Consider the following 16,332-nt stretch of genomic DNA (forward strand, 5'->3'; position numbering starts at 1 on the left):
ATAACGAAGCACCGCGCCGATCACCACCCCTGCAACGATCGGGAAGGTGCGTTGGGGGAGAGAGTGGCGTCCGATATCGTCTGGTCTCCATCGGCAGCCTGGGTCCGGGATGCCAATATGACACGCTTTGCGCAGTCCATCGGATTTGCCGATTTGCCCTACGATATGATGCATCGTTGGTCGATCAGTGATCCGGGCGAGTTTTGGAGCGCCGTGTGGGACTTTGCCCGTGTTGTCGGCGACAAGGGCAGCGTAACCTTCGAGCCCCCACCGGACGGCACGATGCTCGGCGCCCGTTGGTTTCCAGAAGCACGCCTCAACTTTGCCGAAAACCTGCTGCGCGGTGCCGATAACGCACTCGCTGTTATCGAGAGCGACGAAACTGGCATTGCGCGTCGCGTCAGCATGGGCGAATTGCGGGCCCAGGTCGCACGCATCGCAGATGGTCTGTTACGTGCCGGTGTTGGTCCTGGCGACTGTGTCGGCGGCGTGCTGCCCAATCGGATCGAGGGCCTCGTTGCCCTGCTCGCCACCGCCAGCATCGGCGCGGTGTGGTCCTCGTGCTCTCCGGATTTTGGCGCTGCCGCGATTCTCGACCGTCTTGGGCAAATCGCGCCCAAGGTGCTATTCGCAGCCCCACGCTACCGCTACGGCGGGCGCGAGCACGACATCGGCGCACGTCTGGCCGAAGTGGTCTCGGGCATTCCAAGCCTCAGCGCAATCGTCCTCACCGACGGCACCGACGCTCCGTTCGAGGCGACGTCGTGGCGGGAATTCGGCTCCGCCGGCGCCCTGTTGCGCTATGCGCGTCTGCCGTTCTCGCAGCCCCTCTACGTGCTTTATACATCCGGCACCACAGGCAAGCCGAAGGCCATCGTCCACTCTGCCGGTGGCGTGCTGCTGCAGCATCTCAAGGAACACCAGTTACACTGCGATCTCAAGCCCGGGGATACCATCGGCTGGTACACCAATACCGCCTGGATGATGTATCATTGGCTGATCTCGAGTCTTGCCAGCGGCGCCACGATCGTCCTTACCGATGGTGCCGCGATCCCCAAAAGGGAAGATGGACTCGATGTCGGCCTGCTTTGGCGCCTAGTCGAGTCCGCCGGTCTTACGCACCTCGGCATCAGCCCCAAGTTCATGCATGCTGTCGCCGAAGCCGGCTATCGGCCCAGCGACCGGACCGACCTCGCGACCCTCCGCGTGTTGATGAGCGCTGGCGCTCCCGTTGCGCCCGACCAGTACGATTGGGTCTACAGCGCCGTTAAACCGGACATGATGTTCGCTTCGATCTCAGGCGGCACGGAAATCATCGGCTGCTTCCTCATCGGATCGCCGACGCTGCCTGTCCGCCGCGGGCAGCTTACCTGCAAGGCGCTCGGCCACGCCGTCCAGGTCTTGGATACCCGCGGCGTGCCGGCTATCGGACGCAAGGGTGACTTGGTATGCACCGAGCCATTCCCGTCGATGCCGCTGACCTTCTGGGGGGAAGGCGGCGATGCGCGCTATTTCGACACCTATTTCTCTCAGCGCCCCGGTATCTGGACCCATGGTGACCTTGCCGAGGAGACGATCCACGGTTCCGGTGTCGTTTATGGACGGACGGATACAACACTCAAACCTGGCGGCGTGCGCATCGGGACCTCAGAGATCTACGCCACAGTCGAGAAGTTCCACGAAATCGCCGACTGCGTCGTCTTCGGCGCCCCCAAGAACAACGACGAGGAGATCGTCCTTTGCCTGCAACCGGCCGGCGCCGGCATATCGCCGGACCTCGCCGCGCGCATCCGCAAGGCCATCCGCGAATCCGCCTCGCCCCGCCACGTGCCGCACCGCATCCATGCGGTTCCCGGCGTCCCCTATACGCTCAACGGCAAGCGCGTAGAGTCAGCGGCACGCGCCGTCGTGATTGGCGAGATCGTCAAGAATCTGGATTCACTCTCCAACCCTGAAATCCTAGATTTCTACCGCAATCTCGCGCGAGAAACACCGCTGTGAGACGTTCGCTCGGCTCCATTGCAGGGATCGGAGAACTGCCGGCCCAGCGCGAGACGCAGGGCGCTACTACCCTCGGCATGATCGCCGAAGTCGCGCGCCGGGCCGTCGCCGATGCCGGTCTCGAGCCCGCCGCCATTGATGGCCTGCTCGTCGGTCCGCAGGTCGGTGAGACGCCGCAGCATGTGCCCGCGACCGTTGCGGAGTATCTTGGCCTCATGCCGCGCATGGCCAACGTCGTCGATCTTGGTGGCGCTTCCGGTGCCGGCATGGTCTGGCGGGCGGCCGCTGCGATTTCGGCGGGCATGTGCGAGGCAGTGCTTTGCGTGCTCGCCAATACCCGCGAGGCAATGCAGGTACGGTCGCCCAACCGCAATCCTATCCGCGAGTTCGACGTGCCCTTCGGCGCATCGGGCGCCAACGCCACCTACGCCATGATCAAACAGGCGCATATGGCAGCATACGGCTCTCGCGACGTGGATTTCGCCCGCATCGCGGTCGCAGCCCGCGCCAATGCCCAGCGCAATCCCGATGCCATCTTCTGTGGCCAGCCCGCAACTATCGCCGACGTCCTCGCCTCTCCGATGATCGCAAGCCCCCTGCGCCTCTTCGAGATCGTCATGCGCGTAGCTGGCGGCGGGGCGGTTGTCGTCGTCTCACCTGAGCGAGCGCGCTCGTTGCCGCACGCGCCTGTCCACCTTCTCGGCGCCGGTGAGAAGGTGACCCATCGTGCCTTGTCACAGGCCCCCTCGCTCACCTCTGGCCCGCTGAAATCAGCAATGGCCCATGCACTAGCCACCGCGGGCATCGGCGCGGCTGAGCTCGATCTGCTCTCACTCTATGATTGCTACACCGTCATGGTCGCTGCCACTATCGAGGACCTCGGTCTCTGCCCGCCCGGGCGTTTCGGAGACTGGATCGCCGATCGCGACCTCGGCCCCGAGGGCGACACCCCGCTCAACACCCATGGTGGGCAGCTCGGCTTCGGCCAGCCTGATCTCGCCGGCGGCATGACCCATCTCACGGAGGCTGTGCGCCAGTTGCGCGGAACCACGCCCGGCAGGCAGATCCCAAATGCCGGCCTCGCCCTCGTCACCGGTAACGGCGCGACGATGAGCGAGGCTACGGCGCTCGTGCTCGGAGCCGACGCATGATCTCCGCCGCCGATCTCGCCGCCCTCGACGTACCCGGCCCCACTGTCTCGGCCCTCTCCGCTCCTTTTTGGGAGGCTGCTGATAGCGGCCGTCTGCTGGTGCAGCATTGCAAGGCCTGCGACTATGCCTTTCTCTATCCGCGCCGGATTTGTCCTCGTTGCTGGTCGGATGACCTTAACTGGCGCGAGGCAGCCGGCCGCGCCATCCTCAAAACCTGCAGTACTATTTTTAAGCCCGGTCACCCCGGCTGGCAGCCGGCCGCGCCCTATAGCATCGGCATCGTCGCCCTCGAGGAAGGCCCGACGCTCCTGACGCACCTGCGCGTCGATCCGGAGAACCTTGCTGCCGATATGCAACTGCGTGTCGTCTTCATGAATATCGGTGGCCGTACCCTGCCCTGTTTCGAGTCGGCGCCATGAGCGGGAATGCCGCCGCTTGGCGGACCCTTGCGGTCCTCACCCTGGCGGTGATCCTGTCGATGACCACCTGGTTCTCGGCCACCGCCATCCTGCCGCAGCTTACGATCCATTGGTCACTCTCGAGCGGCATGCAGACTTGGATGACCAATGGCGTGCAACTCGGCTTCGTGGTGGGCGCCCTGTCGCTCAGCCTCGTCAATCTGCCTGATATCGCGCCGCTCCGCCTGCTGATGAGTGCCGCCGCAATGGCTGCCGCCCTTGCCAATCTCGGGCTTCTCATCGCTCCCGGCCCCGAATGGGCCCTCACCTGCCGCATTCTCACTGGGATAGCGCTCGCGGGCGTCTATCCCCCGGCCCTGAAGCTCGTCGCAACCTGGTTCCAGCGCGGTCGCGGCCTCGCCATGGGCACGCTGATCGGAGGCCTCACTTTCGGTTCGGCCTTTCCTCACCTCCTGCGCGCGCTCTCGCAGGGCATCAGCTGGATGGCGGTCGTCGCCGGTGCGAGCGGTCTGACCCTGATTGGGGCTTTTCTCTTCCTGTCTAAAGCGCGCGAGGGACCATATCCGTTCAGCCGGGCCGTGTTCGACCCCCGCCAGATTGGCCGGGTCGTCAGGAACCGCGGCGTCGCCCTCACCAATCTCGGCTACTTCGGCCACATGTGGGAACTCTATGCTATGTGGGGCTGGTTTCTCGCCTTCTCTGCCGCAGCCTACGGCAATGGGACCCTCCACGCGCACCAGCTCTCCCTCATGGTCTTTGCCATCATCGCTGTCGGTGTCCTCGGGTGCATCCTCGGTGGTGTCCTCGCCGACAGCATAGGGCGCACCGCCACCACCGCGCTGATGATGCTGGTGTCGGGTGCATGCGCCCTCATCATCGGTGTGGTATTCGGCGGTCCGCTTTGGCTGTTTCTGCTGGTCGCCGGCGTGTGGGGGATCGCCGTAATCGGTGACTCCGCCCAGTTCTCGGCCATGACCACCGAAGTCGGCGACCCAGACCTCATCGGCACCGCCCTCACCTTCCAGCTCGGCATCGGATTTGCGCTGACCATGATCAGCCTGGCGCTGGTGCCCATGATCGCGGACGCGATCGGCTGGCGATGGGCGTTTCTTATCCTGGTCCCCGGTCCCGTGCTCGGAGCCGCTGCGATGCTCCTACTGCGCAAGCTTCCGGAGGCTGCGCGCATCGCGCACGGCCTGCGCTAATCGTGCATATCACACCAGATGATCGTGCTCGGCCAGCCTGGTCAGGATGGGCATCGCCCGCGCGACCGCCTTCTCGTGCTCCGGGTGGGCCAGGTAACGCTCCATAGTGGCCATGTCTTCGAAATGCGCGATCAGGCAGTAACGGAACGAGCCCGCGCGCTTGCCGAGATCCTCCGTCAGCGACCAATCGAGTATTTCGGGGATCTTACCCGGCAGGGCGTTGAGGCCGGCAATGACCTCTTGAATCTCGCGTTCGGGAACATCGGCGTAATCGAAGAGGACGACGTGGCGGATGGTCATGATGCGACCTTCACGCCGATGGCTTCGAGGTACTCTGCCCAGGGCAGGTCCTTGCCCTCGTGCAGATGGCCCCAGCGGCCGTGCTCCGGCATTACGCCGTAGTAGTAGACCGCGACCATCTCCTCGGTGACCTTGAGCGAGTGGTAGTCGCCGGCCTTGGTCAGCAGCATGTCGCCCGGCCCGAGCTCATAAGCCTTGCCCTCGCTCATGGCTTCCCCTCGCCCGGAAATGATGATCCAGTATTCATGGCAGTCGTGGAAGTGCGGCTCCACCTCCGCGCCGACCTTCAAGTGGCTGATGCCATAGTTCTGCGTTTCGCTCCAGTCCGGAAAATCCTTTTCCGTGGTGGTCGTTTTAGGCATGCGTCGTGGTCTCCCAGTTGCCGAGGTGCGCAAGCAGCGCCGAGACGGCGGCCCGCGCAAATTCCGGATCGTTGATGTGCAGATCGAGCTCTTCGAGCTGGACATTCGCTTCGAGGTTGTCTTTGAGCGATTGCAGCAGCACGGCATCCGCTTGCGGGTCGAAGAAAACCTGCCCCTCGGCATCGAGAGCCGAGAATCCGCGCAGCGGAAACAGCACCGTCACCGGACCTGCCGCCGCATTGAGCTTCTGGGCAATTCTTCGCCCGATTTCGGTATTTTCCGACGGGCTTGTGCGCAAAAGTGTCACGTTCGCGTTGTGCCTATGCAATTTACGGAGCGCAAAGCGATCGGGGACCGGAGCCATGAAGAAGTTCACCATGTCGAGCGCGCCGGGCGCCACGACCTGCGCAATTCCCAGCTTTCCCGCCGCCTCCAGTCGCGTTGCCCCCGCCGACAGCGTGCCCCCCACCACTTCGTCGGCCCATTCGGTGGTGGTGAGATCGAGGACTCCATCGAACATTCGATCTGCAATGAGATCTTCCATCGTCCGACCGCCGATGCCGGTGGCGTGGAACGGCACCAGCGTGTAACCCGCCTCTGCCAGCAACCGCCCCGCGTGCTCGATAGCAGGGGTCGTCACTCCGAACTGACTAGCGGCAACAAGCCTTCCTTTTTTGCTGGTTAGCGGCGCTTTCAGCGCCAAAGCCATTCCCGCCGCAGCCGCAGCCGCACCCCGCAGCACCGGCTCGCTGATCGCGTTAATTCCGGCAAAATCGACCACGGAGTTGATCATCGTGACATCGCGCGTTCCGACATATTGGCGTATGTCGGAAGCCGCTACGGTCGAAACCATCACCTTGGGCGCACCGAACGGCAGCACCCGCATTGCCGCGGTCCCGACAGCCGTTCCACCCGAACCGCCGACGGAAACGACGCCACAGATCCTCTTCTCGATATAGGCTTTTGCCGCCCACGCTGCGGCTCCGCGCATCATCACGTCGATCGCTGCCGCGCGGTTCCGCTCCTGTCGCAGCGCAGCGATGTCACCATGCCCCAAAGTCGCGATTGCTTCGGCCGGCACGTCCGGCACGAATCCCGGCTCACCGGTTCCGAAGTCGATGACCACCACATCGACCCCTTGAGCCGCGATGCGCTCGCGCAGGTATGCCGCCTCGGGAGCTTTGGTATCGAGAGAAACGATAAGCGCCAACGCCTTGCGGGACATGATGGATCAATCCCACGTCCGCAGTTGCGTGAAGGCGTGGGTATTGGCGCGAAGGGGTTCTTCGATCGGCAGGCGCTCCATGCTCGAGGCACCCACAAACCCGTCCACCGGCACCATACCGAAGAGCGTCCTGGCGTCTTCCGGCCCGGCGATCGGCCCGCCATGCGCCACAACGAACACATCGGCGCGCGCGGCGCGGCTGGCTTCGGCAATCGCGCGAACGCCTTCAGTGGCCTCCTCCATCGCCATCGCGTGCTGCGCGCCGATTGCGCCACCCACCGTCAACCCCATGTGCGCAACGACTATGTCGACGCCAGTATCGACCATGGCCCGAGCTTCGTCGGGCGTGCAGACATAGGCGGTGGTCAGGAGATCGAGCCCGTGCGCCAGCCGGATCATCTCGACTTCCTTGTCGAACCCTAAACCGCCGGCCTCCAGATCCGCGCGCATGCGTCCGTCGATGACGGCAACCGTCGGATAGTTGATCACACCGGCAAATCCGGCCTCGACGATCTTGGGCAGGAAGTGCGACATACGGCGCGTTGGATCGAAGCCGCAAACGCCGGCGATGACATTGGCGTCCGGCACCACCGGCATCACCTCACGTTCGCCCATCTCCATGACGATGGCATTGGCATCGCCGAACGGCAGGTGGCCGACCCAGGACGACAGCCCCTGCATGCGGAAACGGCCGGAGTTGTAAATGAAAATGAGATCGGCACCGCCCTTGTGCAGGAATTTGGCTGATATGCCCGTCCCCGCGCCGGCGCCGATGATCGCGCGGCCGTCGCGGCGCTTGGCATCGAGGGCTGCCAGTATGTCGCTACGCCGGCTCATCTGGCTTTTCCGAAGATTTCGGCGCCGAGCGCCATGCGCATGGTGCCGAGATTGTCCCGGCCGGAGCTCCACGGCTCTTTGCCGGTCCGGATCGAGTCGATGAAATGGGCGAGCGGCAGGTTGAACGACATGTCGTCGCCATCGTAGCGCCCGAGCCACTCGCGTTCATCCACCTGCGAGGCGTAGAGACCGTAGCCATCCTCGAACGTGTCGAGGAGGATGGTCTTGCGGTCAAACTCGAACCGCCACTGGCCCGGCCAGGGCGTGCGCGGAGCCTTGCTGACAAGGTTGCCCGAATAGGTGAAGGGGAACGTCCCTTTCGGACCTTCCATGTCGAATAATGCCTCTATGGCGCCCCCGCCGGCATACTGGCTGTCCGCCGGCTGCCACTCGCTTACATAGCCGCCCACCGCCTCGGCATCGAAAAATGCGCGGCACATGTCGAAATGGTGCACCGCCATCTCGAGGCCCATGGCGTGCTGCATGCCATGCTGGTAGGGCTTTCCCGGCCAGTCAAGATTGAACTCGCAGAACACCGAGGCGATCTTGCCGTAACGCTCGTCGGCAACGATCTCGCGCAGTATCTTGGCGCCGGGAAAATACCGGTAGTTCTGACTGACCATCAGCGTCAGTCTCTTCCGCTTAGCCAGGTCAACGAGCTCTTCCGCCTCCGCCATGGTGACCGCGAACGGCTTTTCGACCAGCACATGCAGTCCTCGCTCAAGCGCGGCCGAGACGGCCGCATGGTGGGCAATGGAGAACGCGGTGACGACGGCGGCATCAACCTCCATGCCGGCGGTGCCCTCAAGGCTCGTCACCAGCGGCAGATGGCCAACCTCGGTCGCGACCCACTCGGCCTGACGTTCGCTGCCGATCAGAGGATCGACGATGGCGACCAGGTCGGCCTGCGGCAGATTGGAGATGACACGCGCCCAACCGCGGCCGAGGCCGCCCGCACCCACGAGCGCGATGCGCATAGGTGTGCCATTGCTTGTTTCAGACACAGCTGCTTCCTTGCGATTAGCCCTTCAAGCCCGACATCGTGACGCCTTCGATAAAGTAGCGCTGGGTCAAGAAGAAGACGATGAGAACCGGAACGATGATGACGGTCGAGGCGGCCATCAGCAGGTTCCACTGAGAGGTGTAGAGCCCGGTGAACTGGGCAAGCCCGAGGGCAAGCGTGTATTTGTCCGAGCTGTTGATGTAGACAAGAGGATCGAGGAAATCGTTCCAGGCATTGAGGCCGGAAAGGATGGCGACCACCAACAGCACCGGTCGGCTGACCGGCAGGATGATGTACCAGAAGATCTCGAGCGGATTGGCCCCGTCGATCTCGGCCGCCTCATCCAGTTCCCGCGGCAGATTCTTGAAGAACTGGCGCAGCAGGAAGATATAAAAGACGTGGAAGCCCAGCCAGTTAGGCACGATCAGCGGCACATAGGTGTTGATGAAGCCGACCTGGGACCACATCAGGAACGTGGGCAACAACGTGATGATATAGGGCAACATCAGCGTCGACAGCAGCACTCCGAAGACGAGGTCCCGGCCCGGCCAGTTGAGCCGCGCAAACCCATACGCTGCCAGCGAACTGCTGACCAGCGTGCCGACGACCGACGGCACCAAGATGAGCATGGTGTTGACGAAGTATCGGAAGAACGGAATGACCGTCAACGCCTCGGGGAAATTCTCGAAGCGGAAGGGCTGCGGAATCCATTCTGGCGGGAAGATGAAGATCTGCCCCATCTCCATGAAGGACGACCGCACGAGCCAGGCCAGCGGCATCATCATTAAGAGGCTGATGACGATGCAGACCAAGAACGCGAACCGGCGTTTGCCGACCCCCGGGCGCTGGCGGACGATCAGGTCCTTGAAGCTGGTTTCTTCCATCGCGCTCATCAGTCGTCGCCTCCGTGATAGAAGACCCACCGGTTTGAGGTCTTGAAGACCAGGATGCTTAGGGCGCAAATCACCAGGAATAGAGCCCAGGCCAGAGCTGAGGCATACCCCATCTGTTGCTCCTGGAAGGCCTTGCGATAGATATAGAAGACGATGAAGAGCGAGCCGTTGTTCGGGCCGCCCTCCGTCATAATGAACGCCTGGACAAAGGTCTGCAGGGCCGCAACGATCGAGATCAGCAGGTTGAAGAGGATCGTCGGCGTCATCATCGGAATGGTGACGTGCCGGAGCTTGTGCCAGGCGTTACCGCCATCGATGTCCACCGCCTCATAAAGCTGGTTGGGAACATCCTGCAGTCCGGCAAGGAAGATGATCATCATCGGCCCCACGCTCCACATGCTCATGAAGACGAGCGAGGGGATTACCTGACCTTCCTCATAGATGAAGCGCTGGCGCGGCAGGCCAAGCAGGTCGAGCCCGGCGTTGAAGAGGCCGAAATCGGGATTGAACATCCAGAGCCACAGGATGGAGCTGGCGATGACCGGGATGATCGAGGGCAGATAGAAGAGCGTCCGGAACATGCCGAGGGCTGGTATCCTGGTGTTGAGCAGCATGGCGAGTGCGAATGCGAAAGCCATGCTGACCGGCACCGAGAACAAGGAATAGTACGCTGTGACCCAGAGCGACTTCCAAAAGAGCGGATCGGCGGTCAGCATGCGCATGTAGTTGTTCAAGCCGATGAAGCTCGGCGCCCGCGCCACGTTCCAGTCCGTCAACGAGATCACGAAGCTCGCGACGATCGGGATGACTTTGAGCAGGATGAACCCGCCGACCGCCAGGGAAACGAACCCCAACCCCCAATAGAGTTCACGCCGCTGCCGCCTCGACAGCTTTCTCTTGGCCGCTGCAGAGCGGCCCGAAGACCGCTCTGCGAGTGTCGTGCTGGTGGAAATCTGCGTCATCCGTGTACCCGAGGCCCTACCAGCGGCCCTGCATGAGTGGAGCGGCGTTTGCCACCGCTTCATCCATGGCTTCCTGCGCCGAGACCGTGCCATCCAGCATCTTGGAGATTGCAGGAATGACCGCGTCGTTCATGATCTGGCCGATGTTGCGCAACTGATAGGTGGGGAGCTGTTCACCCGTGTAGTTGAGGCTGTAGTTAACGATGGCATCCATTGCCTCGGGCGGATACTCGGCGTCCTCGGACGTCAGCCACTTGGCGAGCCCGTCCTCGGTCTCGAAGTATTCGAGCTCGAGCGGGGCCCAAAGTCCGGACTTGAACAGTCCAACTTGCTCGGGATTGGAGACATACTGGTAGAACTCGAACGCTTCGTCCGGATGCTCGGTGCTGGCAAAGATGACCTTGGGCGTCGAGATCAGCGGCGTATAGGGCTCGTCGAACATCGGCAGGACGCCGATCCCCCAGTTCATCCTCGTATCGTTGAAATCGGTGATGCGCCAATGACCGTCCATGCTCATGGCCACCTTGCGCGACTGCATGAGAATGTCCGCTGCCGGCAGCGTGCCGGTCTGGGTCGGTGTCGGGGTCACGTGGTGCTTGTAGATCAGGTCCTGATAAGCCTGGAGCGCTTCCACAGCCTCCGGCGAATTGAGAGTAAGCTCGGTGCCGTCCTCGTTCGCCATCCGGCCGCCGTTGGAGACGACGTAGGGATACCAGCCGCTGAAGCCTGCAGGCATCGCGACGCCGAAAGTATCGATGCTATTCGGATCGAAGTCCGAATCGGCGGCGGTATTGCCGTTGCGATCCTTGGTCAGCAGCTTGGCATTCTCGACGAATTCGTCCCACGTCCAGGCCTCAGCGGCATTGGCCGGCGGATATTCGACGCCGGCGGCGTCGAACACATCCTTGTTGTAGTAGATCAGCATGACTCCAGTCGCCAGACCGGTGCCCATCAGCCTGCCTTCGACGCGATAGATCGAGTTCTTGAGGTAGGTGTCTTCCGGTGTATCGCCCAGATAGGGCGTCAGGTCGAGCAGCCGACCTTCCGCCGCCCAACCGAACGCCTGATCCTGGCTGAGATAGGCCACATCCGGCGCGGTGTTCGACGCCAACATTGAAGTAATCTTTTCCACATAGCCGGTATTTGGGATGTGTTGGCCCGTCACCGTGATGCACGGATGGCTTTCGTTGAAGGTGCGGATCGCGTTTTCAATGTCATTCTTTTCCGAGGCAGAACCCCAGAAGGTGAATGTGAGATCGACCTGCTCGACGCAATCTTGCGCCTTGGCAGGCACGGCTCCGGCCAGACCCGCAGCTACAGCGACGCCGCCCGCGCAAACGACGCGTCTCCAGATATTGCTTAACTCGCGCATGTGATTTCCTCCCTGTTGAGACCGGCCGTACTTCAAGCGCAGTAACTCTTGCCTCCGAACGAGACTCCCTCATTCTTGCGCCTGTACCGATCGGTCAGTACGACTGCTTAGAACCAGCCTAATTCGCTGTCAATCGGCTTGGATGCCAAGTCAGCGCTCCTCGGCCGCTTGCGAGTCGGCGACGTTGAGCGGAACGGTATAGGTCGTTGCCGTCCCGCTAAGGCAGATATCCCCGGCAGCATTGCGCACCGTCGTAACGAGGGTGACGATCGGCTTGTCGGCGCGAACCTTGGCGACCTCTACGCGGCCAGTGATTTCTTCATCGATGGTCACGGCCTTGGAGAATTTCCACTCGACACCGAGAAACACGGTGCCCGGCCCAGGCAGATCCTCGGCGACAATGGCATTGAGGATGCCGGATGTGACGCCTCCCTGCACTATCAGGCCGCCAAACACCGTCTTCTCGGCAAGAGCCCGGTCATAGTGGAGCGGATTGCGATCACCGGTCATGTCGGTGAACGCCTCGACATCGCTCATGGTGACACGCCGCGAACGTTCCGCGAACGCCCCCACCTCCGGCATGCCCTTGATCGTGCCGGCCCAGCCGGATTTCAGCTCCGACATCGTTTCACCTTACGGGCGCGGCATGTACCGATTGCTCGGTATGGGATGACATGCTACGCAACCACGATCGCGTGCCACTGCATTTGGGGGTTCCCCCACAACACATTGATATTGCCGGCAAATGTTTTGTCCTCCCTAATGCGGCCACCCCGGAGTGCATCTCAATGCTTGTATTGGGGTGACCGATCGGTACATTAAAGAGATGGCGTGTGGGAGGTCAACCGGTTTGTGCGGCCAGAACATCAAGAGTGGAAGAACGCAACTTCGCCTCTCAAGAGCGGAAAACGGACGAAAACATGACTGAACAACTGACCCAGCCAAAGCCCGCTACCCCCCCGCGCAAGGCTTCACCGACGAGACTGAAGATCCTGCAGGTGGCAGCAAGTCTATTTGCCGACCGGGGGTTTTCCGGGGTGGGCGTTAACGAGATCGGTGAGGCTACCGGCCTCGGGCGCGGTGCACTCTACTATCACATCTCAAGCAAGGAAGACCTGCTCTACGATATCACGACAGCCTACATGTCCGACCTGATTGCGGACGGAAAGGCCATTCTTGATAGCGAGGTGGATCCCATCATCCGCACACAGAAGCTGAGTCGGGCGCTGATGATGACCATCTCCGAGCATCTGTCGGAAATGACGGTCTGCTTCCGCGAGATTCACGCGCTGACGGCAGAACGTCGCCGGGCGGTGCTGAGCCTTCATAGCGACTACCAGGCAATCTGGAGCCAATCTCTCTCCGATGGGCTCGCTAAGGGTCAGTTCCGACCCATACCGAGCACGGTGCTCAAGGGTCTTCTCGGAATGTACTTCTACAGCTTCCTCTGGCTCGACCCGCGCGGTCCACAGAATGCCGCCGATATCGGCGATGCCTTTGCGGAGGTCGTGCTCCGCGCTGTCAGGGTGTGAACTCGTTCGATTGACTCTGCCTGACAAGATCGCTACCGATACCGACCGATCGGTACAATAGTCGACCGCCGCGGGAGGGATGCGAGCGAGTCGCACGAGGGGAGCAAGACGTCGATGGCTAGCGTTTCCATCAACAACGCCGAAAAATACTACGGCGCCTTTCATGCGCTAAAGGGCGTGTCCGTCGACATTGCCGATGGCGAGTTCGTTATACTGGTCGGTCCTTCCGGTTGCGGCAAGTCGACGTTGCTGCGCATGATCGCCGGATTGGAGGACATCACCGAGGGCGAGATAGAGATCGGCGACCGCGTGGTCAACGACCTCGCGCCCAAGCAGCGCGACATCGCCATGGTGTTTCAGAATTACGCCCTCTATCCGCATATGTCGGTTGCGCAGAACATGGCGTTCTCGCTGCGTCTCAAGGGCGTGCCCAAGGAGGAGATTACAGCTAAGGTCAAGCGTGCCGCTGATATTCTCGGCCTGGAAAACCTGCTGGACAGGCAGCCACGCCAACTCTCGGGCGGGCAGCGTCAGCGTGTCGCGATGGGTCGCGCGATCGTGCGCGATCCGGCCGTCTTCCTCTTCGATGAGCCGCTTTCCAACCTCGACGCCAAACTGCGCGTGCAGATGCGCGCCGAGATCAAGGAATTACATCAGCGCCTTCGCACCACGACCATCTACGTGACCCATGACCAGATCGAGGCGATGACGATGGCGGACAAGATCGTCGTCATGCACGACGGGGTTATCGAGCAGATCGGCTCGCCGCTCGAACTCTACGACCGACCAACCAATATCTTCGTGGCCAGCTTCATTGGCAGTCCTTCAATGAATCTTCTCAAAGGCGAGGTGACCGGCCAGGGATTCCGCTTGGCGGACGGCACGATTTTACCAGTCGCCTGCCCTCACTCCGACGCGGTGACTTATGGCATTCGGCCCGAGCATCTGCAACTGGACGACAACGGTCTCCCGCTCGAAATCTCGGTAATCGAGCCGACGGGTTCGGAAACCCAAGTGCTGGGGCGCATCGGCGGGCAGGTGGTTAACTGCGTATTCCGCGAGCGGATTACCGAAAGGGCCGGCGCTGCTATTAAGATCAGCCCGAACACGTCGATGGTTCATCTGTTCGACAGCTCAGGCGCGCGGATCAACTAAGTTTCGGGCACGGCCAGAGCTCGGGTACACGCCTATCTTGATGCCTGCACCACATCAGGGGTGACCGCTCGTCCTCAGGTCGAGATCTCTGCCGATGCCCGGCACCTGCTCTGTCAGCCATGCTCTGAATTTCTGCAGCGGCGGACGGGTATAGCGGTTGCGCGAGTAGGCGATGTGGAAGTGATGGCCTGAGGGGGCGACTACGTCGGAGATCTGCTGCAGGCGGCCTTGTTCAAGGTCCTCTGCGATAAATTCGAGCTCGGCCATGACGATCCCCAGACCGTGAAGCGCAGCGCTGTAGGACATGCTCGAGCTTTCGAAGGACCAGCCCCTATCGCGCGAGACCACGGGCACACCGGCGGCCATGCACCAGGTTTGCCAGTCATCGTGCCGGCGCAGGGTGTGGATGATCGGATAATCGTTCAGCCTCGACAGGTCGATCGGGCCGAGCGCGGGAGATGCGACCGGACAGAGCGTCGTGGTGAACATCGGCTCGATGATGAAGTCGGACTGCTCGTCCTGCCGCCGCGTGGAGGCGATATAGGCGTCTCCGTTGTTGCCCGTAGGATTGTCGCCAGGATTGAGGAACATGCCCGTTACCGAGATGTCGGGGTGATGGCGGGCAAAGTCGGCGAGACGCGGCGCCAGCCACTGAGATCCGAACGATCGTGACAGGTGCAGCACGATGGAGCTGCGCCCTGTCATGGCGCGAAGCGCGGTATGCCCCTCCTCAAGCGCGGCGATGGGTCCGCTAACCAGTTTCAGATAGATCCGACCAAAATCCGTGAGGGCGATCCGGCGCCCTTCGCGCTGAAAGAGATCAGTTCCAACCTCTTGCTCAAGCTGGCGAATTTGTTGGCTGACGGCAGACTGCGTGACGTTCAGCGCCATGGCTGCACGCGAGAAACTGCCCAGGCGGGCAGCCTCCGAGAAAGCCCTCAACAAGTGCAGCGGCGGCACACGCATGGTGCATTAGTATTGCTAATGCAAAGTGCTGAAAAGTGTAATTTGACTCTTCGTTGCCGAAATTCTTAGCATCCAAACAGTTTGATGCTAAATTAGGCAGCAAGCAGAGCGACCTTCGTTCCCCTGTTGCCTGATCCGGTATCGAGCCTACGCCAGGACCAAACCGCAACACGGGAGTTTGACGAATGGAATATGGTTGGGAACCCTATCTGTCGGAGCGCGACAAGAAGCACAGCGAATTGTGGGGCAAGAGGGAGCTGAACGGCTTCGGCGACAAGCCCGCCCTCGTGCTCATCGACATCTACTATTCCGTTCTTGGCCTTGAACGTGAGGACATCTTCGAATCCATGAAGACCTGGCGCGGCTCGACGGGCCTGGAAGGCTGGCAAGCCGTGGACAAGACCGCCGAACTGCTGGCCGTCGCGCGCCAGTCCGGCATTCCGGTGATCCACGTCAAGGGCCTGCATACCGGCGTCCAGTCCTGGGGCCGGCGCAACCGCCCCAAGCCGACCATGTCCCAGGAGATGATCGAAAAGGGCCAGCAGATCGTCGACGAGGTAAAGCCGATCGCCGGCGAACTAGTGATCGAGAAGGCGGCCCCCTCCGGCTTCCAGGGCACGCCACTGGCCTTCCAGCTTCAGGCCCTCGGCGTCGATACCGTCATCGTCTGCGGCGAGACCACATCGGGCTGCGTGCGCGCCACCGTGGTCGATGGCGCCACGCATCGCTTCCGCATGGGCGTCGTCAAGGAATGCGTCTTCGACCGCACCGAAGCCTCGCATTACATCAACCTCTACGACATGCACCACAAGTATGCCGACGTGGTCTCGCTCGACATGGCCAAGTCCTATTTCGAGAGCCTTGCCGAGCCGATGCGCAAGGCCGGCTGAAGCTGCGCGCCTGCGCGGCCTGTCGCGCAGGCCCCCCCGTTCTCCACCCAAGACGCGGC

Annotated in this window: 17 protein-coding genes; 7 read left to right on the top strand and 10 right to left on the bottom strand. The window is 61.9% G+C overall.

What is annotated here, in order from left to right; all coding sequences use genetic code 11:
• Nucleotides 1-63: 63 nt before the first annotated feature.
• From VE25_RS13280 to VE25_RS13295, 4 genes are read left to right on the top strand one after another with little or no spacing between them, the layout of a single operon-like run.
• Nucleotides 64-2,001, top strand: coding sequence for an acetoacetate--CoA ligase (locus tag VE25_RS13280; RefSeq protein ID WP_083988926.1), 1,938 nt, complete (start codon nt 64-66; stop codon nt 1,999-2,001).
• The gene (locus tag VE25_RS13285) at nt 1,998-3,152 is read left to right on the top strand and encodes a thiolase family protein (protein ID WP_046109113.1); all 1,155 of its coding nucleotides are present in this window, start codon (nt 1,998-2,000) and stop codon (nt 3,150-3,152) included. Before VE25_RS13280 ends, VE25_RS13285 begins: the two co-directional genes overlap by 4 nt.
• Nucleotides 3,149-3,571 carry a Zn-ribbon domain-containing OB-fold protein gene (locus tag VE25_RS13290; RefSeq protein ID WP_046109114.1) on the top strand — a complete coding sequence of 141 codons (423 nt, stop codon included), beginning with the start codon at nt 3,149-3,151 and terminating at the stop codon, nt 3,569-3,571. The genes VE25_RS13285 and VE25_RS13290 overlap by 4 nt, the downstream gene beginning before the upstream one ends.
• Nucleotides 3,568-4,776 (top strand): MFS transporter, encoded by a 1,209-nt coding sequence (locus VE25_RS13295; protein ID WP_046109115.1) that lies wholly within the window; start codon nt 3,568-3,570, stop codon nt 4,774-4,776. Before VE25_RS13290 ends, VE25_RS13295 begins: the two co-directional genes overlap by 4 nt.
• Nucleotides 4,777-4,785: 9 nt before the next feature.
• On the opposite strand, the gene VE25_RS13300 is transcribed toward VE25_RS13295, so the two are convergent.
• From VE25_RS13300 to VE25_RS13340, 9 genes are all read right to left on the bottom strand, one after another.
• Nucleotides 4,786-5,076 carry a Dabb family protein gene (locus VE25_RS13300; protein ID WP_046109116.1) on the bottom strand — a complete coding sequence of 97 codons (291 nt, stop codon included), beginning with the start codon at nt 5,074-5,076 and terminating at the stop codon, nt 4,786-4,788.
• A complete protein-coding gene (locus VE25_RS13305) occupies nt 5,073-5,438 on the bottom strand; it encodes a cupin domain-containing protein (protein WP_052731953.1) in 366 nt (121 codons plus the stop codon). Before VE25_RS13305 ends, VE25_RS13300 begins: the two co-directional genes overlap by 4 nt.
• Complete coding sequence (locus tag VE25_RS13310; protein WP_046109117.1) at nt 5,431-6,663, bottom strand: Tm-1-like ATP-binding domain-containing protein; 1,233 nt, start codon at nt 6,661-6,663, stop codon at nt 5,431-5,433. Before VE25_RS13310 ends, VE25_RS13305 begins: the two co-directional genes overlap by 8 nt.
• Before the next feature lie 6 nt (nt 6,664-6,669).
• Entirely contained in the window at nt 6,670-7,500 is an 831-nt protein-coding gene (locus VE25_RS13315; RefSeq protein WP_046109118.1) for a phosphoenolpyruvate hydrolase family protein, read from the bottom strand.
• A complete protein-coding gene (locus VE25_RS13320; protein WP_152664619.1) occupies nt 7,497-8,504 on the bottom strand; it encodes a Gfo/Idh/MocA family protein in 1,008 nt (335 codons plus the stop codon). The genes VE25_RS13315 and VE25_RS13320 overlap by 4 nt, the downstream gene beginning before the upstream one ends.
• A gap of 16 nt (nt 8,505-8,520) precedes the next feature.
• On the bottom strand, nt 8,521-9,396 hold the full coding sequence (locus tag VE25_RS13325; protein ID WP_201776089.1) for a carbohydrate ABC transporter permease: 876 nt from the start codon (nt 9,394-9,396) through the stop codon (nt 8,521-8,523).
• Nucleotides 9,396-10,358, bottom strand: a complete 963-nt coding sequence (locus VE25_RS13330; RefSeq protein ID WP_083988928.1) for a carbohydrate ABC transporter permease — start codon at nt 10,356-10,358, stop codon at nt 9,396-9,398. The genes VE25_RS13325 and VE25_RS13330 overlap by 1 nt, the downstream gene beginning before the upstream one ends.
• Before the next feature lie 16 nt (nt 10,359-10,374).
• Nucleotides 10,375-11,730, bottom strand: coding sequence for an ABC transporter substrate-binding protein (locus VE25_RS13335; RefSeq protein ID WP_052731954.1), 1,356 nt, complete (start codon nt 11,728-11,730; stop codon nt 10,375-10,377).
• Nucleotides 11,731-11,880: 150 nt separating this feature from the next.
• A complete protein-coding gene (locus VE25_RS13340) occupies nt 11,881-12,354 on the bottom strand; it encodes a MaoC family dehydratase (protein ID WP_046109120.1) in 474 nt (157 codons plus the stop codon).
• 248 nt (nt 12,355-12,602) lie between these two features.
• On the opposite strand from VE25_RS13340, the gene VE25_RS13345 reads away from it, so the two are divergent.
• A complete protein-coding gene (locus VE25_RS13345) occupies nt 12,603-13,262 on the top strand; it encodes a TetR/AcrR family transcriptional regulator (RefSeq protein ID WP_244466921.1) in 660 nt (219 codons plus the stop codon).
• A gap of 114 nt (nt 13,263-13,376) precedes the next feature.
• Nucleotides 13,377-14,417, top strand: coding sequence for an ABC transporter ATP-binding protein (locus VE25_RS13350; RefSeq protein ID WP_046109122.1), 1,041 nt, complete (start codon nt 13,377-13,379; stop codon nt 14,415-14,417).
• A gap of 54 nt (nt 14,418-14,471) precedes the next feature.
• Here the strand turns inward: VE25_RS13350 and VE25_RS13355 are convergent, their stop codons facing one another.
• The gene (locus VE25_RS13355; RefSeq protein ID WP_046109123.1) at nt 14,472-15,383 is read right to left on the bottom strand and encodes a LysR substrate-binding domain-containing protein; all 912 of its coding nucleotides are present in this window, start codon (nt 15,381-15,383) and stop codon (nt 14,472-14,474) included.
• Between the two features lie 185 nt (nt 15,384-15,568).
• Between VE25_RS13355 and VE25_RS13360 the strand changes: the two genes are divergently transcribed.
• Nucleotides 15,569-16,273, top strand: a complete 705-nt coding sequence (locus VE25_RS13360; RefSeq protein WP_046109124.1) for an isochorismatase family protein — start codon at nt 15,569-15,571, stop codon at nt 16,271-16,273.
• The last annotated feature ends 59 nt before the right edge of the window (nt 16,274-16,332 follow it).

The organism is Devosia geojensis (assembly GCF_000969415.1).
Lineage (GTDB): Bacteria > Pseudomonadota > Alphaproteobacteria > Rhizobiales > Devosiaceae > Devosia > Devosia geojensis.